Raw genomic sequence first — 18,876 nt, forward strand, 5'->3', positions numbered from 1 at the left:
AGTGCTCCATCAAGAAAGGGAGGTGAGGAAAATCCGGATTTCTTGATCTAGAGCAAGTTGTGAGCCAGTGCCTTATGCTTGTTTCCGTATGGAAACTTTATTGGAGGGTTGAATTTGTTTCGAAGGGCGATGACAGATGTTCGGAACTGTTTCAAATGTGAAACGATGCGTTCACGTCATGTTGGGCGAAATTCATATCCTGAATAGATGCTCTCAATAATTTCTGTGTGGAAATTATTGAGAGCATCTATTCCTGAAACTGGAAAAATCGATTCCAACTATCGAGATTGGCGCCGGCAGTGCGGTCGAGGAGGGGGGGCTGCATCACGGAGGTACCGTGATGCCTGTTCTTACTGCTGTAGAAGTGCGTTGACCTGCGCCAAGTCAGCTTCCTGCAGCGTGCCCGCCGCCGATTTCAGGCGCAGGCCGTTCATGATGGTGTCGTAACGTGCCTTCGACAGGTCGCGGCGGGTAGTGTAGAGCTGCTGCTGGGCGTTCAGCACGTCGATGTTGATGCGCACGCCCACCTGGTAACCGAGGCGGTTGGAGTCGAGCGCCGAGGTGCTCGATATTTCCGCCGCTTCCAGCGCGCGGACTTGGGCGAGGCCCGCATTGACGCCCAGGAAGGCCTGCCGTGCGCCTTGGGCGGCCACGCGGCGCGCGTTTTCCAGGTCCGAGCGCGTCTTGTCTTCCAGCGCGATCGATTCGCGTACGCGGCTGTCGACGGCAAAGCCGGCAAACAGCGGAATGTTCCACTGCACACCGATGACATTGTTGTCCGACACGCTGCCCGTGGGGCTGACCGCGCTGGCGGTCTGGTTGGTGTGGCTGCGGCTGGCGACGAGGTCGACGGTCGGATAGTGGCCGGCGCGGTTTTTCTTGATCTCGCGCTGCGCGATCTCGAGCGCCAGTTGCTGGCCGATCACGCCGAAGTTCTGCTGCTCCGCGCTTTGCACCCAGGTGTCCACGATTCCCGGCTCGGGCGGCGTCAGCCTGACGCCCGGTCGCAAGGTGGCGAGTGAGCCGGCGGGTTTGCCGATGATCTGCTGGAGCGCCGTGCGCTTGATTTCGAGGTCGTTCTGCGCCGCGAATTCCTGCGCGATGGCGAGGTCGTAGCGTGCCTGTGCCTCATGGGTATCGGTGATGGTGGCCGTGCCGACTTCGAAATTGCGCTTGGCCGAGGCGAGCTGTTCGGTGATGGCCGCCTTCTGCGCCTGCACCGTCGCCAGCGCATCCTGCGAAGCCAGCACGTCGAAGTAGGCTTGCGACACGCGCAGGATCAGGTCTTGCTGCGACTGGGCGAACTGTGCCTCGCTCAATGCCACCGACAGCTTGCCCTGCTGGTATTGCTCCCAGTTCGCGAGGCGGAACAGCGGCTGCGACAGCGAGACCGTGTAGCCGCGCGAAGTGAAGTCGCGGTTCGTCGTCACGCCCGCCGAGGTGCTGTCCAGGTCGTTGCGGTTATAGCTGCCGCCCACGCCGACGGTCGGTAGCAGACCCGCACGCCCTTGCGTCGACTTTTCCTGGCCGGCCGTCAGCTGCGCGCGGGCGCTGGCGAACGGGGCGTCGTTGGCAAGCGCTTCCCGGTAGACCTGGACGAGGTCGAGCGCATGGGCGTTCAACGACAGGAAGGAGCCGGCAAGCAGGGTGGCGATAACGGATTTCCGCATTCAATTCTCCGGTGGAGTGGACTGTTTGATTGTTAGTAGGTAGGCATCGAGTTGTCAACTTGCAACGCCCAGGCATGGACGCCGCCGGTCAGGTTGGTCACTTGCGTGAAGCCGTTGCGTTCGAGGAAGGCCGCAACCGACATGCTGCGCGCGCCGTGATGGCAGATGCAGACAATCGGTGCGTCTTCTTCCAGTTCCTGCAGGCGTTCCGGGATCGAGTGCATGGGAATGGCGACAGAGCCTGCGATGTGGCAGGTCTGGAATTCCCACGGCTCACGCACGTCAAGCAGCACCGGCTTCGGCCGTGATTCATCGGCGATCCAGACCGCCAGTTCCGGTGCTGTGAGGTGTTGCATGGTCGTCCTTAGAATACGAAGTGGGAAGTCTTGCCGATCTCGCGCAGCGGCGTGACGTCGGTTTCGAAGACCTTGACGGTGTCGTACGCGGTGTCGGAGACGCGGGTGATGAGTTCCGCGTTCATGACCGGCTGTTCGCCGACAATCGCGAAAATGCGGCCGCCGACCTTGATCTGCTTGAGGAAGGCTTCCGGCAGCACCGGCAGCGAACCGGAGATGACGATCACGTCGTAGGGCGCCTCGGTGCCCTTGTTCGACCAGCCTTGCGCGCCGTTGCCCAGCGCGACTTCGACGTTGGTGATGCCGTAGTTGGACAGGTTGTGTTCGGCGAATGCCTTGAGCTCGGGGTCGATCTCCACCGTGGTCACATGGCGGGCGCGGTGTGCCAGCAGCGCGGCCAGGTAACCGGAGCCGGCGCCGATTTCGAGCACGTTCTCATGCTTCTTTGCCGCGACTTCCTGCACGATGCGCGCTTCCAGTTTCGGCGTGAACATGAATTCGCCATTCCCGAGCGGGATCTGGGTGTCCATGAAGGCCAGGTTCTTGTACGCGGCCGGAACGAAGGCTTCGCGCTTGACCACCGTCAGCAGGTTCAGGATGTCCATGTCCAGGACGTCCCAAGGGCGAATCTGCTGCTCAATCATGTTGAAACGGGCTTTTTCGATATTCATGTCGGCACTCGAGAGGGTAAAGGGAACAAACCCATCATTTTATCAAAGGGCTTCCTCGTTTTTGCTCTGCGGAACCATGATCGCAGGCGCGCCTTGATGCTGGTCAGGCTTGTTGTTGCGCGATTTGCGACGCAGCCAGGCTGCAAAATCATCAAGGTAGGTGTAAATCACCGGCACGACTACCAGGGTCAGGATTGACGAAGTGATAATGCCGCCGATCACCGCCTGGCCCATCGGGGCGCGTTGTTCCGAGCCTTCGCCCAGGCCGAAGGCCAGCGGCACCATGCCGAACACCATCGCCAGCGTCGTCATCAGGATCGGGCGCAGGCGGACGTGGGCGGCTTCCAGCAGGGCGGCGGTGCGTTCCATGCCTTCCTTGCGCGCCTGGTTGGCGAAGTCCACCAGCAGGATCGCGTTCTTGGTGACCAGGCCCATCAGCATCACGAAGCCGATGATCGAGAACAGGTTCAGCGTCGAACGGAAGAACATCAGCGCCAGGAACACGCCGATCAGCGTCAGCGGCAGCGAGGACATGATGGCCAGCGGCTGCAGGAAGCTGGCGAACTGCGAGGCGAGGATCATGTAGATGAAGATCACCGCCAGCGCCAGCGCCGACATCGCATAGCCGAAGGATTCCTGCATGTTCTTGGTCGATCCGCCGAGCTGGTAACGGTAGCCTGGCTGCCAGTTCATGCTGTCGAGCACGCGTTTCACATCCGCGCTCACCTCGCCGGAGGAGCGGCCCACCACGTTGGCCGACAGTTCGACTTCGCGGTTCAGGTCGCGGCGGTTGATCTGGTTGGCGCCGGTGGACGGCGCGATCGTCGCCACCTGGCGCAGCGCGACCATCTTCGGCGTGCCGTCGGTATTCACCTGCGAACTGGCCAGCATCAGGCGAGAGAGGTCGTCGGCATTGTTGCGGTCGGTGGGCGACAGGCGCACCTTCACGTCATAGTTTTCTTCATCCGGCGCACGCCAGGTGGTCGCTGCCTCGCCGGCCAGCAGCGGACGCAGCGCCATGCCGATCTGCGCCACGCCCACGCCGAGGTCGGCGCCGATATCGCGCTTGGGTTCGACGGCGATCGTCGGCTTTTCCGCCTTGAGGCTGGAGTCGAGATCGACCAGGCCGGGAATGGTGCGCATCTTGTTCATCGCCTCATCGGTCAGCTTGGCCAGCTCCTTCAGGTCCGTTCCCTGCAGGCTCAGGCGCAACTGCTTGACGTCGCCGCCCACGCCTTCCAGCGAGCCGATGTGGGTCACGGTGATGCCGGCGATCTGGCGCAGGCGTTCGCGCAGCGGGATGCTCATCTGCGTCGTGCTGCGCGTGCGCTCCTTGCGCGGCACCAGCCGCACGTAGGAGGTCACGTAATTCTTGCCTTGCGCCTGCCCGGTGTTGATCGTGGTGTAGATGTCGCGCACTTCAGGGAATTCGCGCAGCACCGCCTCCACCTGCCGCGCCTTGGTCTCGGTGAATTCGAGGGAAGAGCCGACCGGTGTGTAATAGGTGACCCCGGTTTCGGAATAATCCGGCTGCGGAACGAACTCCGAACCGACCAGGCCAAGCATCGGAATGGCGCAACCGGCGAAGAAGGTAGCCACGGCGATGGCGAGCGTCTTGCCGCGATGCTTCAGCGACCAGTCGAGCATGACCTGGTAGGTGCGCGACATCCACTGCACAAGACGGTCGAACTGGTGCAGCACGCGGCCGATGGTGCGGTCGTACAGGTTGCGCTTGCCGCCATGCTCCCCATGTACCGCCGGATCCGGCCAGATCGAAGAAAGCATCGGATCGAGCGTAAACGACACGAACATCGAAATCAGCACCGCTGCCGTCACGGTAATGCCGAACTGGTGGAAGAAGCGCCCGATGATGCCGCCCATGAAGCCGACCGGCAGAAACACCGCGACGATCGAGAAGGTCGTGGCCAGCACCGCCAGGCCGATTTCCTGCGTGCCGTCCAGCGACGCCGTCTTGTGGTCCTTGAATTTGCCGTGCACCTTCATCCCGGCGTGGCGCACGATGTTCTCGCGCACCACGATGGCGTCGTCGATCAGCAGGCCCACGCACAGCGACAGCGCCATCAGCGTGATCATGTTGATCGTGAAGCCGAACATATACATGAACAGGAAGGTGCCGATCAGCGCCACCGGTAGCGTAAGGCCGGTGATCACCGTCGAACGCCAGGAGTTGAGGAACAGGAAGACGATCAGGATGGTCAGCGCGGCGCCTTCGATCATGGTGCGGCGCACGTTGTCCACGCCCACCCGGATCTGGCGCGAACTGTCCTGGATGACATCGACCTTCACGCCCGGGTAGATCGCCTGGAGGCGCGGTTCGAGTTCCTTCAGGGCTTCCTTCAGGCCGTCGGCGACGTCAATGGTGTTCTGTCCCTGCGCCTTCTGGATCGCCAGCGCCAGCGTGCGCTGGCCGTTGTAGAGCGCGAGGCTTTCCTGTTCTTCCTGGCCGTCGACGACGGTGGCGACCTGCGACAGCAGCACCGGCTGGCCGCCACGGCGGGCCACGATGATGCGGCCGAAGTCCTGCGGATTTTTTACCTTGCCCTGGATCTGCACCACCTTTTCGTCGGAGGACGAACGAATCGCGCCGGTCGGCAATTCCTGGTTCTCGTTGCGCAGCGCATTGACCACCTGGTCGATGCCGATGCCCAGCGCCTCCATCTCGCCCGGTTTCACGTAGATCTGGATCTCGCGCTTGACGCCACCCACCAGCGCCACCGAACCGACGCCGCGCACGTTCTCAAGGCGCTTCTTGATCACCTGGTCAGCGATCGTGGTCAGTTCGCGCAGGTCGCGCTCCCGCGACTTGGCGTCATTCGTAATCGAGATGGCCAGGATCGGGCGGTCCGCCGGGTCGTAGCGCATGACGCGCGGCTCCTTGACCTCCTTGCGGAAAATGGTTTTCACCATCGCCACCTTCTCGCGCACGTCCTGCGCGGCCTGCGCCGGATCGATGGTCAGGTCGAATTCGATGATGACCACCGAGCTGCCTTCGTACGAACGCGAAAACAGGTTCTTGATGCCATTGATGGTGTTGACGGTCTCCTCGACCTTGCGCGTGATGTCGGATTCGACGGTTTCCGGCGATGCGCCAGGATAGTCGGTCTGCACCACGACCACAGGAAAGGTGACGTCGGGAAACTGGTCCACGCGCAGGCGCTGATAGGAAAACAGTCCCAGCACGACGAACGCCACCATCATCATGGTCGCGAGGACAGGGTTGCCGATACTGATGCGGGTAAACCACATGGTTGTTATTCCTCAGCGCATGGGCGCTTGTGCTGGTGGTATTGCCGTTACTGGGCCGATGCGCCGGCGCCGTTGACCTGCGTGATCCTGACCGGTGTGCCGATGCGCAGTGCGCCGAGGTTCGCCTTGACGATCTGCGCGCCGCTGTCCAGTCCCTGGACGATTTCCACGGCGCTTCCTGCGCCATCGTCCCCCTGAATGCCGACGCTCACCGGCTTGCGCGCCAGCTTTCCGTCCTCGATCGCATAGACATACTGGCGGCCGGCATCGCTATGCACCGCTGCCTGCGGCACGGTCAGCACGCCGGACTTCCTCGCCGTCGTGAGCTGTGCTTCGCCAAACATGCCCACGCGCAGCGCGCCCTGCGGGTTCTCGACCTGGATGTACACCATGATGGAGCGCGATCCGGCCTGCGTCGCCGGATTGATGCGCACGACCTTGCCGGTCAGCGCCTTCGGCATGCCTTCGACCTTGACCTGGACTTCCTGTCCGAGGGAGACATGGCTGATATCGACGGCCGGCACGGCGGCTTCGAGTTCCATCTGGCCGAGGTCGACTATGTCCAGCAGGCGGTTGTCCACCGCGACCTTTTCGCCCGGCTGCACCATGCGCATGCTGACCTGGCCGGAGATGGGCGCCTTCACCACGGTGTCGGCCAGTGCCTTCCGGGCGACGTCGAGGGCGGCACGCGCCGATTCCACGTTTGCCTGCGCGATGTTGTACTGGCTCTCGGCGTTGTCGAAGGCCGTCTTGGAAATGAATCCCTTGTCGAGCAGCGCCTTGTTGTTGTCGCGCGTCTTGGTCGCAATTTCCAGCTGGCCGCGCGCGGCCTGCAGCGCACCCGTGGCCTGCTCCACGCGCGCCTGGTAATCGCTGGTGTCCATCTTGATGACCACCTGTCCCGCCTTGACCGCTTCACCCTCGCGTACCAGCACTTCGCGCACCTCGCCGGCAACCCTGGCCTTGACGCTGGCCTGGTTGACCGCGCGCAGCGATCCGGTCAGCGGCATCAACTGGCGCAGCTCGCTCGTCTTGACGAGCATGAGGTCGGTCGGCAGGAATTCCATCACCGCCGGTTCCTGTGCGGCGCTCTGGATGGTCGCAGCCTTGTTCGGCCCCTGCTTCTTCAGCATGGCGCCCGCTACACCGGCGGCAAGCAGCAGGACGGCGAGGGTGATCCAGAAGGCGCGGCGTTTGAACATGGGAGGTCCGGTCAGCGTGTGGGTTTGGCGAGCATGCCGTTGAGGAACAGGTCGACGAAGGTATTCAGGTAGGCTTCCGGGGACATCTCTTCCGTGCGGCAGGAACTGAAGGAGTGTTTCCACATCATCAGCATGATCATGGGGGAGCAGATGATCTGGGTGGCGTGTTCGATATCGACTTCACGGAATTCGCCGCGCTCCACGCCGCGCTGGAGCATGCGTCCTATCATCGCGTCGGCGCGCTTGATCACTTCGTCATGGTAGAACTGCGCGACTTCCGGGAAGTTGCTCGACTCCGCCATCATCAGCTTGGTGATGCCCGACAGCTTGGTCGCGCCGATGCGCTCCCACCAGCCGAGGATCAGCTCCCTGAACAGGTCGATGGTGCTTCCTTCGAACGCGTCGAGGATGCCTTCGGCCTCGCCCAGCACGGGCACCACGTTCTCGCGCACGACGGCCTTGAACAGCTCTTCCTTGTTGGTGAAATACAGGTAGAGTGTGCCCTTGGAAACCCCCGCCCGCGCCGCTACATCGTCAAGGCGCGTGGCCGCAAAGCCCTTTTCGACAAACAGGTCGAGCGCGGCAGCAAGCAGTTCCTGGGGGCGCGCATCCTTGCGCCGCTCCCAGCGTTTTTTCAGGGGACAATTCATGGTGGACGAGTGGAACAAAGTAACTTACTTACGAGTCAGTAATATAAGCGCGCAGCGGGGCACCGTCAAGCGCAGTCGCATTTACATACAACCCGGGCAATAGCGACAGGCGCTGTTACATAACGACAAAAAGCGGCCTCCGATAGCCGGTAGAATCCCGAACATCCTCGATCAATCGCAGAATCACCTCACTCCGTTTTATGAATTTGTCAAGAAAGTGGTGGGCTTGGCTCGCCGTCGTTGCCGTCCTTGTTGCAGGCGGCCTGGGAATCTGGAGCTGGCAGCAAAAGAACAACGGACCGGAATACAAGACCGCCAGGGTGGAAAAGGGCGCGATCACTGCTAGTGTTTCGGCCTCCGGCACGCTCAGCCCGGTCGTGCAGGTCCAGGTCGGGTCGCAAGTGTCCGGCCAGTTGCGCGACGTGCTGGTCGATTTCAACAGCGAAGTGAAACAGGGCCAGCTGATTGCCCACATCGATCCCCAGACTTTCGAAACCCGCGTGCAGCAGGCGCAGGCCGATGTTGACGCCGCCCGCGCGCAGGTGATGACGCAGCAGGCCAACATCGCGGCGGCCCGCGCGGCGCAGTCCAAGGCAGAGGTGGATCTCGCCGAAGCCAAGCGCGACTTCGATCGCAAGCAGCAACTGGTGGACAAGGGATTCATTTCCGGCGCGGAGCGCGACAAGGCGCAGGCGACCTTCAATTCGGCGACCGAGCAGGTCAACACTGCCCGCGCGCAAGCCAGTGTCGCGGCGGCAGGGCTGCGCAACGCCGAAGCCGTTGTGAAACAGCGCAAGGCCGCGCTGGCGCAGGCCAAGATCGACCTCGGCCGCACCGAGATCCGCGCGCCGGTCAACGGCGTCGTGATCAAGCGCAGCGTCGAGCGCGGCCAGACCGTCGCCGCCAGCCTGCAGGCGCCGGAACTTTTCGTGATAGCGGAAAATCTGACTGACATGCAAGTCGATGCGTCCATCGACGAATCGGAAATCGGCCGCATCCGCATCGGCCAGAAATCCACGTTCACCGTGGATGCCTTCCCGGGCCGCAGCTATGAAGGCACGGTCAAGCAGATCCGCAAGGCCGCGCAGAACGTATCCAACGTCGTTACCTATACCGTGGTCATCACTGCTTCAAATCCTTCCCGCGAACTCCTGCCCGGCATGACTGCCAACGTTCGCATCGTGACCGACATGCGCAACGATGTGCTGAAGATCGTCAACGCCGCATTGCGGTTCCGCCCGGTGGGGGCGGCCAATGACCGTCCTGCTGCCGCACAGCCGGAAGCCCCGGCCAACGGCCAGCCCGGCGGGCAGATGAAGGCCCTGCGCGAGCGCCTGGAAAAGGAACTGCAGCTCGACGACAGCCAGAAGACAAAACTCGACGCGATCTTCGCCGCTTCCCGCGAGAAGTTCATGGCCCTGCGCGATGCGCCGGAAGGCGACCGCCAGAAGATGGCCGAGCGCAACCGCAGCGACATGCGTGCGCAGGTCATGGAGATCCTGAACCCCGAACAGAAAAAGAAGTACGAACAGATCATTGCCGAGAGCGGCGACCGGCGTACCGGCGGCGCGCGCGGCCGTATTTACGTGCTGGACGAGAAGAAGCAGCCGAAGCCCATCGAAGTGCGCCTCGGCCTGACCGACGGCACGACCACGGAAGTGATCTCGCAGGACGTCAAGGAAGGCATGGACGTCATCACGGGCACGGTGCAGGCGCAGCAGCAGGAGAGCGCGCGTCCGCGCCAGCAGCCCACCGGACCGAGGCTGTTCTGATGGCACTGATCGAAGCCGTCAACCTTGCCAAGGAGTACGTGATGGGCTCCAACGTCGTGCACGCGCTGCGCGGCGTGTCGGTGTCCATCGGCGAGGGCGAATTCGTCGCCATCATGGGCGCGTCCGGCTCCGGCAAATCGACCTTCATGAACCTGCTCGGCTGCCTCGACCGGCCGTCGTCCGGCGAATACTTCCTCGCCGGCGAACGGGTGTCCGAACTCGACGCCGACGCGCTCGCCGCGATCCGCAACAAGCGCATCGGCTTCGTGTTCCAGCAGTTCAACCTGCTGCCGCGCACCAGTGCGCTGGACAATGTCGAGCTGCCGTTGCTGTATGCCGGCGTCCCTCCCGCGGAACGCCACCAGCGCGCATCGCAGCGCCTGTCCGAAGTCGGACTCGGCGGCCGCACCGACCATCATCCCGCCCAGCTCTCGGGCGGCCAGCAGCAGCGCGTCGCGATTGCCCGCGCGCTGGTCAACAATCCCTCGCTGATCCTGGCCGACGAACCGACCGGCGCGCTCGACTCGCGCACCAGCGTGGAAATCATGGCCCTGCTGCAGAAGCTCAACAGGGAAGGCATGACCATCGTCATGGTCACGCACGAACATGACGTCGCGGCCTTCGCATCCCGCATCATCACCTTCCGGGACGGCCACGTGATCTCCGACGCGCCGAACCAGCCGAACGAGGCGCAGGCCGAACTCGCACGCATCGACAGCGGAGCGACGGCATGAACATGCTCGCGACCCTGCGCATTGCCTTGAACGCGCTGCGCGTGAACAAGCTGCGCTCCATTCTCACCATGCTCGGCATCATCATCGGCGTGGCGGCGGTGATCACCATGATCGCGGTTGGCGCCGGCGCGCAGCAGCGCGTCGAGGAGCAGATCAAGAACCTCGGTTCCAACCTGATGATCATCCTGCCGGGTTCGACCACGCAGTCGGGCGTGCGCCTCGGCGCGGGCGCCAACCAGAGCCTGACCGATGACGACGCCGCGGCCATCGTGCGTGAAATCCCCGAAGTGCAGGTGGCGGCACCGTCCAACCGTCGTACCGAGCAGGTGGTTGCCAGCGGCGCCAACTGGTCCACGAGCATCTATGGCGTCAACCCCGACTACTTCGAGGCGCGCGAATGGCCGCTGCTGTCGGGACGCATGTTCGACCAGGCGGAACTGACGGGCAACGCCAAGGTGGCGATCATCGGCCAGACTGCCGCCAAGCAATTGTTCGGCGATCTCGATCCGATCGACCAGACCATCCGCATCCGCAAGGTGCCGTTCACCATCATCGGCGTGCTCGACAGGAAAGGGCAGAGCATGATGGGGCAGGATCAGGACGACGTCATCATGCTGCCCCTGAGCACCGCGCGCAACCGACTCTTCGGTAATACGCAGGGCAAACTGCGCCGCGTCGGCACCGTTCAGGTCAAGGTGCGCGAAGGCGCGAGCATGCAGGTCGCTGAGGAAAAGATCCGCGAACTGTTGCGCCAGCGCCAGCGCACGCAACCCGGGCAGGACGATGCATTCACCGTGCGCAACCTGACCGAACTGCTGCAGGCGCAGGAGGAATCGTCGCGCATCATGACGCTGCTGCTGGCGGCCGTCGCCTCGGTGTCGCTGCTGGTGGGCGGCATCGGCATCATGAACATCATGCTGGTGTCGGTGACGGAACGCACGCGCGAGATCGGCCTGCGCATGGCGGTCGGCGCACGCGGTTCGGACATCCTGACGCAATTCCTGGTGGAAGCGATGACGCTCTCGCTGATCGGCGGCTTCGTCGGCATCGTGCTCGGCATCACCGGCTCCTGGGCGGTCGGCGAACTGACCGGCTGGGCCACGCGCATGTCGCCGGAATCGATCGTGCTGGCAGTCGGCTTTTCTGCCGGCATCGGCATCTTCTTCGGCTTCTATCCGGCCCGCAAGGCGGCATCGCTGCTGCCGATCCAGGCGCTGCGCTATGAGTAATACAATATGTCGGCCGGGATGCGGCGCGTGCTGCATCGCCCCATCGATTTCGTCCCCGATTCCCGGCATGCCGGATGGCAAGCCCGCAGGCGTGCGTTGCATTCAGTTGAACGCGTTGAACCAATGCATGATCTTCGGCAAACCGGGCCGGCCCGCGGTGTGCGAGAGTCTACAGCCATCGACGGAGATGTGCGGCGAGACACGCGAGTACGCGATGCATTACCTGTCCCGCCTCGATGAATTGACGTCCTGAGGGAGATGCAATGAAACGACGGTTTGCTGCATTCGCCGCCGTGCTGGCGGCCTTGTTCCTGGCCTCATGCGCCACGCTGCTCGGACCGCGCGATGTCGAAATCCCGCTGGCGAAGCTGCAGGAAGCGATCGCGGGCCGCTTCCCTTTCAACAACCGCTTCCTCGAACTGCTCGACATCCGCGTGACCAACCCGCGCGTGGCCTTGCAGCCGGAGGCCAACCGCATCCTGACCAGCATGGATGCGTCCATCGCGCCGCCCTTCATGAACCGTGCATGGAATGGCAACCTTGCCGTGTCCGGCCAGTTGCGCTTCGACCCGGCGCGCAATGCGCTGGTGCTGGCCGAACCGCGTGTCGAAAACTTCATCGTCAACGGGCTCGATCCGCTGTACGCCAACCAGATCACCCGCGTCGGCAGCCTGTTGGCCGAACAGATACTGAAGGATATCCCTTTGTACACCTTCCGCCCCGAGGATCTCCGCATGAGCGGAACGGCCTTCAATCCGACCCGAATCACAACGCGGAGCAACGGTCTCGTGGTAACCTTTGAGCCTGTTCGCTAGCTTGCCGGCCACGCTGCCCGCAGCGCCCGAAACCCGCGCCGCCGCGGGTTTTTTGTTGATTGAATAACCGTACCGAAAAAGCATTTCATGGATGTCACGCTCGCGCTCAAGGCGCTCATCATGGGAATCGTCGAAGGCTTGACCGAATTCCTGCCCATATCGTCTACCGGTCACCTGATCCTCACCGCCAGCCTGCTGGATTTCACCGGCGAAAAGGTGAAGGTGTTCGAAATCGCCATCCAGGCCGGCGCCATGCTCGCCGTGTGCTGGGAATATCGCGTACGGATTGCCAGCGTCCTGACAGGATTGTTCAGCGACGCCAAGGCGCAGCGTTTCGCGACTAACGTCATCATCGCTTTCATCCCGGCGGCCACACTTGGCTTCCTGTTCAACAAGGCAATCACCGCCAAGCTGTTTGCACCGGTGCCGGTCGCGCTGGCGTTCATCATCGGCGGCATCGTGATCCTGTGGGTTGAGCGCCGTAACAAGAATGCGCCGAAAGCACGTGTGGAATCCGTTGACGATATGACTGCGCTCGATGCGCTGAAGGTCGGCTTCGCCCAGGCCTTTGCCCTGATCCCGGGCACCAGCCGCTCCGGCGCGACGATTATCGGCGGCATGCTGTTCGGCTTGTCGCGCAAGGCAGCGACCGAGTTCTCCTTCTTCCTCGCGATCCCGACGTTATTCGGCGCAACCATCTACTCGGTGTACAAACAGCGCGAACTGCTGTCCGCCGCGGACTTGCCCTGGTTCAGCGTCGGCGCGGTGGCGTCGTTCATCTCCGCCTTCCTGTGCGTGCGCTGGCTGCTGCGTTACATCAGCTCGCACGACTTCGCGATCTTTGCCTGGTACCGCATCGTGTTCGGCATCGTCGTGCTCGCAACAGCCTATGCTGGACTCGTGGAGTGGGTGCATTAAAATACGCGGATGCGTGATCAATTTGACAACAATGCCGCACTGCATGTCCTGCAGACGGTCTTCGGCTATCCGTCGTTCCGCGGCCACCAGGCCGACATCGTGAACCATGTCGCCCAGGGTGGCGACGCACTGGTGCTGATGCCGACGGGCGGCGGCAAATCCCTGTGCTATCAGATTCCGTCGCTGATCCGCGAAGGGGTGGGCGTAGTGATCTCGCCCCTGATCGCACTGATGCAGGACCAGGTCGACGCACTCGCCGAAGTCGGCGTGCGCGCGGCCTTCCTCAATTCCACCCAGTCTTTCGAAGAGACGATCCGCACCGAAAAAGCGGTGCGCAAGGGCGAACTGGACCTGGTCTATGTCGCGCCGGAACGCTTGATGACGCCGCGCTGCCTCGAGCTGCTGGAGTCGTCGAAGATCGCCCTGTTCGCCATCGACGAAGCCCATTGCGTGTCGCAATGGGGGCATGACTTCCGTCCGGAATACATCAAGCTGTCGGTCCTGCATGAGCGCTTCCCGCAGGTGCCGCGCATCGCGCTGACCGCGACCGCCGACCCGCAGACGCGCGCCGAAATCGCGCACCGCCTGCAGCTCGACGACGCGATGCAGTTCGTGTCCTCCTTCGACCGGCCCAACATCCGCTACCAGATCGTCGAGAAATCCAACGGCCGCAAGCAGGTGCTCGATTTCATCAAGGAAGAGCACCCGGGCGACGCCGGCATCGTCTATTGCCTGTCGCGCAAGAAGGTGGAGGAAACCGCGGATTTCCTGAACGAGCACGGCATTACCGCATTGGCCTATCACGCCGGCATGGACCACGCGACGCGCGCCGCCAACCAGGCGCGCTTCCTGCGCGAGGACGGCATCGTGATGGTGGCGACCATCGCTTTCGGCATGGGGATCGACAAGCCCGACGTGCGCTTCGTCTGCCATCTCGACCTGCCAAAGAGCATCGAGGGTTATTACCAGGAGACCGGCCGCGCGGGGCGCGACGGCGCGCCGGCCGACGCCTGGATGGCTTACGGCTTGCAGGATGTGGTGCAGCAGCGCCGCATGATCGACGAGTCGGAAGCCGACGAGAATTTCAAGCGCGTGCAGTCCGCCAAGCTGGATGCGATGCTGGGCCTGTGCGAGACACTGAACTGCCGCCGCGTGCGCCTGCTGGATTATTTCGGACAGCCGTCCGCTCCCTGCGGCAATTGCGATATCTGCCTGACGCCGCCGGTGTCCTATGACGGTTCGGTACAGATGCAGAAACTCCTGTCCTCCATCTACCGCGTCGACCAGCGATTCGGCGCCGGCCATGTAATTGACGTCCTGCGCGGTATGGATTCGGACAAGGTGAAGCAGTGGCGGCATGACAAGCTGTCCACCTTCGGCATTGGCAGCGACACCAGCGAGGCGGAATGGCGCGCCATCCTGCGCCAGGCGATCGCGCTCGGCCTGGTCGTCGTCGACCATGACGCCTACGGATCCCTGAAACTGACAGCCGAAGCGCGGCCCGTCCTCAAGGGCGAGCGCACCGTGCAACTGCGTCAGTACCAGAAGCCTGCGAAGAAAAAGCGAGAGTCTGCCAAGCCGAAGGGCTACGTGGAGAGCGACCTGTCGCAGGCCGAACAGGAGATCTTCGAGAAGCTGCGCTGGTGGCGCGTTGAAACCGCGCGCAAGCACAACGTGCCGGCCTACGTGATCTTCCACGACGCGACCATGCGCGAAATCGCAAAGTCGAAGCCGTCCTCGCTGGACGAATTGCGGAATGTGTCCGGTGTAGGCGAGAAGAAGCTGGAAAGCTACGGCGAAGAAATCGTCGCGCTCATTGCTGAATTCGCCTGAGGCTTAACGCTTGACGAACACGAGGTCCCACACCCCGTGGCCCAGCTTCAGGCCGCGGTTCTCGAACTTTGTCACCGGGCGGTAGTCGGGGCGGGGCGCGTAGCCTTCCGCCGTATTCTTCAATGCCGGCTCGTCGCCGAGCACCTGCAGCATCTGCTCCGCATAATCCTCCCAGTCCGTCGCGCAATGGATATAGCCGCCCGGCGCCAGGCGCGACACGAGCAGCTGCACGAACACCGGCTGGATCAGGCGGCGCTTGTTGTGGCGCGCCTTGTGCCAGGGATCGGGGAAAAACACATGCACGCCGGCAAGCGAGTCCGGTTTGATCATGTGGGTCACGACTTCGAAAGCATCGTGCTGGAGGATGCGCAGGTTGGACAACTGCTGCTCGCCGATCAGTTTGAGCAGGCTGCCCACACCCGGCGTATGCACTTCGACGCCGATGAAATCCTTCTCCGGCATCCCGGCCGCGATCTTCGCGGTGGTGTCGCCCATGCCGAAACCGATTTCCAGGATGGTCGGTGCAGTACGGCCGAATGCCTGGCTGAAATCGTACGGCGCTTTTTCGTATGGAATGCAGAACTTCGGTCCCAGCGTCTCGATCGCCTTCGCCTGCGCCGTCGACAGCCGTCCCGCGCGCGTCACGAAACTGCGGATGCGGCGTTCCGTCGGGTCATAGAGCATCTGCTTGTTGCTGCCGTCGTCGTGGGTGTGGGACATGCTGGTTTCCGGATGAAATGGCTGCAAGCCAATAAAAAAGGCACCGACCGGTGCCCGATTGACCTGGAGCGGGTGAAGGGAATCGAACCCTCGTCGTAAGCTTGGGAAGCTTCTGCTCTACCATTGAGCTACACCCGCGGAAAGCCGCATTTTACGCGGGTTTGGGCGTGGTTTGCAAACGACTGGCGATTCTGCGCGGGGCATGTCATGCCTGCATGGCAAGCTGTTTTGCCTCGTCGTTCGCGACTTCCACACGGTTGCGGCCGTTTGCTTTTGCACGGTACAGCGCTTCATCGGCACGCGACAGGAGCGTCGCAGCTTCCGCGCTGCCATTGATCGCGGCAGCCACGCCCACGCTGACCGTGTAAGAAGGCAGGTCCGGCGTCATCTTGGCGGCAATGCCAGTGCACACCCGGTCCGCGATGGCGCACGCTTCGCTCAGGCTCGTTTCGGGCAGCAGCGCGACAAATTCCTCGCCGCCATACCGGCCGATGGAGTCGATATTGCGCAGCATCTCGCGCGTCCTCTGCACGAAGTCGATGATGACCTTGTCGCCGGCGACATGGCCGAAGCGGTCGTTGATCGACTTGAAACTGTCCAGGTCGAACATCAGCAGCGCGATCGGCCGGCCGCTGCGATGGCTGCGTGCCACTTCCTTGTCCAGCAATTCGATGAAGGCCGTCCGCGCGAAGGCGTCGGTGAGCTGGTCGTGCGAGGCGATGAATTCAAGCGCTGCGCGCAGCCGCTCGTTGGCCAGCATCATGGCGCCGAGCGTGATGGCGAGGACGGAAAAGGCCAGTGCGGCAAGGTAGGCCTTCTGGGTAAATGTGGCCCCGAGCACGTTCACGGGGGTATCGAAATCGAACGCCAGCATGCACGCCCGGGTCAGCGAAATGGTGCCAATTGCCGCGAACACCAGGCTGGTGAAACGACCGGCGATCGTGCCCCCGGTAGTTTGCGCCACCACAAGCGCGCAGGAATAGAACAGCACGGTATTGGTCAGCGTTACCGCGATCGCTCGCGTGGGATAGCTGTTGTCGACGTAGGTGAACCAGGCGACATAGCCGGTCAGGAACGCAAGGACGACTGCCATCCGACGGGTATGGATCGGCAGGCCGGCAAAGTGCCGGAAGCCGGCGTAGAAGGACATGATCCCCGCCACCAGCATCGCGTTGGCAAGGATGACGCAAAAGAAATCGGAAATGACGCCGGTCAGGCCGAACAGCGCGCTGGCGAGCACCATCCCGAACAGGCCCCGGCTCCAGTACACGAGTCCGCCAATGGTCGGGGGGAAACTGCGACGCATCATGAACAGGATGGAAAGGCAGAGAAGTCCGAGCAAGCCGGAAACAAAAATCAGCGAACGCGGATCGAGTTCAGACACAGTGAATTCCCCCTGGAACCAAAAATATAGCAATATCCCCAAGGGCTTGCCATTGGGAAATTAAATGGATGGGGGCGGAGGGAATTGCCGCCGCAGGGTGTGCGGCGGCAGACAGGAGACAGACGGTTAGATGCCGCCCATGCAGAGATACTTGATTTCGAGGTATTCGTCGATGCCGTACTTCGATCCTTCACGGCCGAGACCGGACTGCTTGACGCCGCCGAAGGGGCCGACTTCGTTGGAAATGATGCCGGTGTTGATGCCGACCATGCCGTATTCCAGCTTCTCGGCGACGCGCCAGACGCGGCCGATGTCGCGGGAATAGAAGTAGCTGGCGAGGCCGAACTCGGTATTGTTTGCCGCGAAGACCGCTTCATCCTCGGTCTTGAACTTGGTCACCGCCGCCACCGGACCGAAGGTTTCCTCGCGCATCACCAGCATGTCGGCGGTGACGTTCGACAGCACCGTCGGTTCGTAGAACTGTCCGCCCAGGGCATGCAGCTTGCCGCCGGTGAGCAGTTTCGCGCCCTTGGCGACGGCGTCGGAAACATGTTCCTGCACCTTCGCGACCGCCTGCCCGTCGATCAGCGGGCCCTGCGCCACGCCGGCCTCGAAGCCGTTGCCGACCTTGATCTTCGCCGCGCCCGCGGCAAGCTTTTCCACGAATTCATCATGCACGGATTCATGCACGTAAATGCGGTTGGTGCAGACACAGGTCTGGCCGGCGTTGCGGTACTTCGATGCGAGCGCGCCTTCGACGGCTGCATCGATGTCGGCATCCTCGAACACGATGAAGGGCGCATGCCCGCCCAGTTCCAGCCCGATTTTCTTGACGGTGGGTGCGCATTGCTGCATCAGGATGCGGCCGACCGGCGTCGAGCCGGTGAACGACAGGTGGCGCACGACCGGGCTTTCGCAGAGCACCTTGCCGACTTCGATCGAACGTTCCGCATCGGCGGTGACGATGTTCATGACACCCGGCGGCATGCCGGCGCGGTGTGCCAGCTCGGCCATGGCGAGCGCGGAGAGCGGCGTCTGTTCCGCCGGCTTGATGACGATGGTGCAGCCGGCGGCAATGGCGGGCGCAACCTTGCGGGTGATCATCGCGATGGGGAAATTCCATGGCGTGATCGCCGCGCAGACGCCGATCGGCTGCTTGAGCACGACCATGCGCTTGTCGGTCCAGGTCGATGCCAGCACATCGCCGCTGACGCGCTTGGCTTCCTCGGCGAACCATTCCACGAAGCTGGCGCCATAGAGCACTTCGCCCTTGGCTTCCGGCACCGGCTTGCCCTGTTCTGCCGTCATCAGTGCGGCGAGATCGTTGGCGTGCTGGAGCAGAAGGTCGTACCACTTGCGCATGACGGCCGCGCGTTCCTTCGCGGTCTTGCCGGACCATGCCGGGAAGGCGGCCTGCGCTGCTTCGATCGCCTTGCGTGCATCGTCCGCACCCAGGTTCGGGACGCTGCAGATCGTTGCCCCGTCAGCAGGGTTGGTCACGGCGAAGGTGGACGCGGAATCGACCCATGCGCCGTTCAGGTAAGCCTGGCTCCGGAGCAGGGCGGCATCGTTCAGTGCGGGAAACCCTTGGTTCTGCGGCATGACGTTCTCCTCGTCTTTGTGCGAAGTGGGAAAACGTCAAGAATAGCGCAATC

Annotated in this window: 16 protein-coding genes and 1 tRNA gene; 7 read left to right on the forward strand and 10 right to left on the reverse strand. The window is 62.7% G+C overall.

The features are described from left to right. Positions 1-350 precede the first annotated feature (350 nt). The 6 genes from AC3WOY_RS18620 to AC3WOY_RS18645 are packed head-to-tail and all read right to left on the reverse strand — an operon-like array spanning position 351 to position 7,816. The gene (locus AC3WOY_RS18620) at positions 351-1,670 is read right to left on the reverse strand and encodes a TolC family outer membrane protein (protein WP_492426416.1); all 1,320 of its coding nucleotides are present in this window, start codon (positions 1,668-1,670) and stop codon (positions 351-353) included. A gap of 32 nt (positions 1,671-1,702) precedes the next feature. Next, positions 1,703-2,026 (reverse strand): rhodanese-like domain-containing protein, encoded by a 324-nt coding sequence (locus AC3WOY_RS18625; protein ID WP_492426418.1) that lies wholly within the window; start codon positions 2,024-2,026, stop codon positions 1,703-1,705. Between the two features lie 8 nt (positions 2,027-2,034). Further along, positions 2,035-2,697, reverse strand: a complete 663-nt coding sequence (locus tag AC3WOY_RS18630) for a protein-L-isoaspartate O-methyltransferase family protein (RefSeq protein WP_492426420.1) — start codon at positions 2,695-2,697, stop codon at positions 2,035-2,037. Positions 2,698-2,739: 42 nt separating this feature from the next. Next, complete coding sequence (locus AC3WOY_RS18635) at positions 2,740-5,964, reverse strand: efflux RND transporter permease subunit (RefSeq protein WP_492426422.1); 3,225 nt, start codon at positions 5,962-5,964, stop codon at positions 2,740-2,742. Positions 5,965-6,011: 47 nt separating this feature from the next. Beyond that, positions 6,012-7,166: an efflux RND transporter periplasmic adaptor subunit gene (locus AC3WOY_RS18640; protein WP_492426424.1), complete on the reverse strand. Its 1,155-nt coding sequence runs from the start codon at positions 7,164-7,166 to the stop codon at positions 6,012-6,014. Between the two features lie 11 nt (positions 7,167-7,177). Continuing rightward, a complete protein-coding gene (locus tag AC3WOY_RS18645; RefSeq protein ID WP_492426426.1) occupies positions 7,178-7,816 on the reverse strand; it encodes a TetR/AcrR family transcriptional regulator in 639 nt (212 codons plus the stop codon). A gap of 200 nt (positions 7,817-8,016) precedes the next feature. Here AC3WOY_RS18645 and AC3WOY_RS18650 point away from each other — a divergent pair, with 200 nt between their 5' ends. The 7 genes from AC3WOY_RS18650 to recQ all read left to right on the forward strand — a co-directional run bounded on the left by AC3WOY_RS18650 (position 8,017) and on the right by recQ (position 15,117). Further along, on the forward strand, positions 8,017-9,588 hold the full coding sequence (locus AC3WOY_RS18650; protein WP_492426428.1) for a hypothetical protein: 1,572 nt from the start codon (positions 8,017-8,019) through the stop codon (positions 9,586-9,588). Further along, positions 9,588-10,322, forward strand: coding sequence for an ABC transporter ATP-binding protein (locus AC3WOY_RS18655; RefSeq protein WP_492426430.1), 735 nt, complete (start codon positions 9,588-9,590; stop codon positions 10,320-10,322). The genes AC3WOY_RS18650 and AC3WOY_RS18655 overlap by 1 nt, the downstream gene beginning before the upstream one ends. Then, positions 10,319-11,551, forward strand: coding sequence for an ABC transporter permease (locus tag AC3WOY_RS18660; RefSeq protein ID WP_492426432.1), 1,233 nt, complete (start codon positions 10,319-10,321; stop codon positions 11,549-11,551). Before AC3WOY_RS18655 ends, AC3WOY_RS18660 begins: the two co-directional genes overlap by 4 nt. Continuing rightward, positions 11,544-11,804, forward strand: coding sequence for a YkgJ family cysteine cluster protein (locus tag AC3WOY_RS18665; RefSeq protein WP_492426434.1), 261 nt, complete (start codon positions 11,544-11,546; stop codon positions 11,802-11,804). Before AC3WOY_RS18660 ends, AC3WOY_RS18665 begins: the two co-directional genes overlap by 8 nt. 10 nt (positions 11,805-11,814) lie before the next feature. After that, complete coding sequence (locus AC3WOY_RS18670) at positions 11,815-12,366, forward strand: DUF1439 domain-containing protein (RefSeq protein WP_492426436.1); 552 nt, start codon at positions 11,815-11,817, stop codon at positions 12,364-12,366. Between the two features lie 87 nt (positions 12,367-12,453). After that, complete coding sequence (locus tag AC3WOY_RS18675) at positions 12,454-13,284, forward strand: undecaprenyl-diphosphate phosphatase (protein WP_492426438.1); 831 nt, start codon at positions 12,454-12,456, stop codon at positions 13,282-13,284. Positions 13,285-13,293: 9 nt separating this feature from the next. Continuing rightward, positions 13,294-15,117: a DNA helicase RecQ gene (gene recQ / locus AC3WOY_RS18680; protein ID WP_492426440.1), complete on the forward strand. Its 1,824-nt coding sequence runs from the start codon at positions 13,294-13,296 to the stop codon at positions 15,115-15,117. Between the two features lie 3 nt (positions 15,118-15,120). On the opposite strand, the gene trmB is transcribed toward recQ, so the two are convergent. From trmB to AC3WOY_RS18700, 4 genes are all read right to left on the reverse strand, one after another. Next, complete coding sequence (gene trmB, locus AC3WOY_RS18685) at positions 15,121-15,801, reverse strand: tRNA (guanosine(46)-N7)-methyltransferase TrmB (RefSeq protein ID WP_492429359.1); 681 nt, start codon at positions 15,799-15,801, stop codon at positions 15,121-15,123. A gap of 100 nt (positions 15,802-15,901) precedes the next feature. Continuing rightward, positions 15,902-15,975, reverse strand: a tRNA-Gly gene (locus AC3WOY_RS18690). A gap of 67 nt (positions 15,976-16,042) precedes the next feature. After that, entirely contained in the window at positions 16,043-17,221 is a 1,179-nt protein-coding gene (locus AC3WOY_RS18695; RefSeq protein ID WP_492426442.1) for a GGDEF domain-containing protein, read from the reverse strand. Between the two features lie 126 nt (positions 17,222-17,347). Beyond that, positions 17,348-18,823 (reverse strand): NAD-dependent succinate-semialdehyde dehydrogenase, encoded by a 1,476-nt coding sequence (locus AC3WOY_RS18700; protein ID WP_492426444.1) that lies wholly within the window; start codon positions 18,821-18,823, stop codon positions 17,348-17,350. Positions 18,824-18,876 lie beyond the last annotated feature (53 nt).

This window comes from Noviherbaspirillum sp. FW303-A3 (genome assembly GCF_058788695.1).

What these genes read in the sequence shown, in the direction of transcription:
- AC3WOY_RS18620 (WP_492426416.1), bottom strand. Translation starts at nt 1,670, where the DNA reads ATGCGGAAATCCGTTATCGCCACCCTGCTTGCCGGCTCCTTCCTGTCG.
- AC3WOY_RS18625 (WP_492426418.1), bottom strand. Translation starts at nt 2,026, where the DNA reads ATGCAACACCTCACAGCACCGGAACTGGCGGTCTGGATCGCCGATGAA.
- AC3WOY_RS18630 (WP_492426420.1), bottom strand. Translation starts at nt 2,697, where the DNA reads ATGAATATCGAAAAAGCCCGTTTCAACATGATTGAGCAGCAGATTCGC.
- AC3WOY_RS18635 (WP_492426422.1), bottom strand. Translation starts at nt 5,964, where the DNA reads ATGTGGTTTACCCGCATCAGTATCGGCAACCCTGTCCTCGCGACCATG.
- AC3WOY_RS18640 (WP_492426424.1), bottom strand. Translation starts at nt 7,166, where the DNA reads ATGTTCAAACGCCGCGCCTTCTGGATCACCCTCGCCGTCCTGCTGCTT.
- AC3WOY_RS18645 (WP_492426426.1), bottom strand. Translation starts at nt 7,816, where the DNA reads ATGAATTGTCCCCTGAAAAAACGCTGGGAGCGGCGCAAGGATGCGCGC.
- AC3WOY_RS18650 (WP_492426428.1), top strand. Translation starts at nt 8,017, where the DNA reads ATGAATTTGTCAAGAAAGTGGTGGGCTTGGCTCGCCGTCGTTGCCGTC.
- AC3WOY_RS18655 (WP_492426430.1), top strand. Translation starts at nt 9,588, where the DNA reads ATGGCACTGATCGAAGCCGTCAACCTTGCCAAGGAGTACGTGATGGGC.
- AC3WOY_RS18660 (WP_492426432.1), top strand. Translation starts at nt 10,319, where the DNA reads ATGAACATGCTCGCGACCCTGCGCATTGCCTTGAACGCGCTGCGCGTG.
- AC3WOY_RS18665 (WP_492426434.1), top strand. Translation starts at nt 11,544, where the DNA reads ATGAGTAATACAATATGTCGGCCGGGATGCGGCGCGTGCTGCATCGCC.
- AC3WOY_RS18670 (WP_492426436.1), top strand. Translation starts at nt 11,815, where the DNA reads ATGAAACGACGGTTTGCTGCATTCGCCGCCGTGCTGGCGGCCTTGTTC.
- AC3WOY_RS18675 (WP_492426438.1), top strand. Translation starts at nt 12,454, where the DNA reads ATGGATGTCACGCTCGCGCTCAAGGCGCTCATCATGGGAATCGTCGAA.
- recQ (WP_492426440.1), top strand. Translation starts at nt 13,294, where the DNA reads ATGCGTGATCAATTTGACAACAATGCCGCACTGCATGTCCTGCAGACG.
- trmB (WP_492429359.1), bottom strand. Translation starts at nt 15,801, where the DNA reads ATGCTCTATGACCCGACGGAACGCCGCATCCGCAGTTTCGTGACGCGC.
- AC3WOY_RS18700 (WP_492426444.1), bottom strand. Translation starts at nt 18,823, where the DNA reads ATGCCGCAGAACCAAGGGTTTCCCGCACTGAACGATGCCGCCCTGCTC.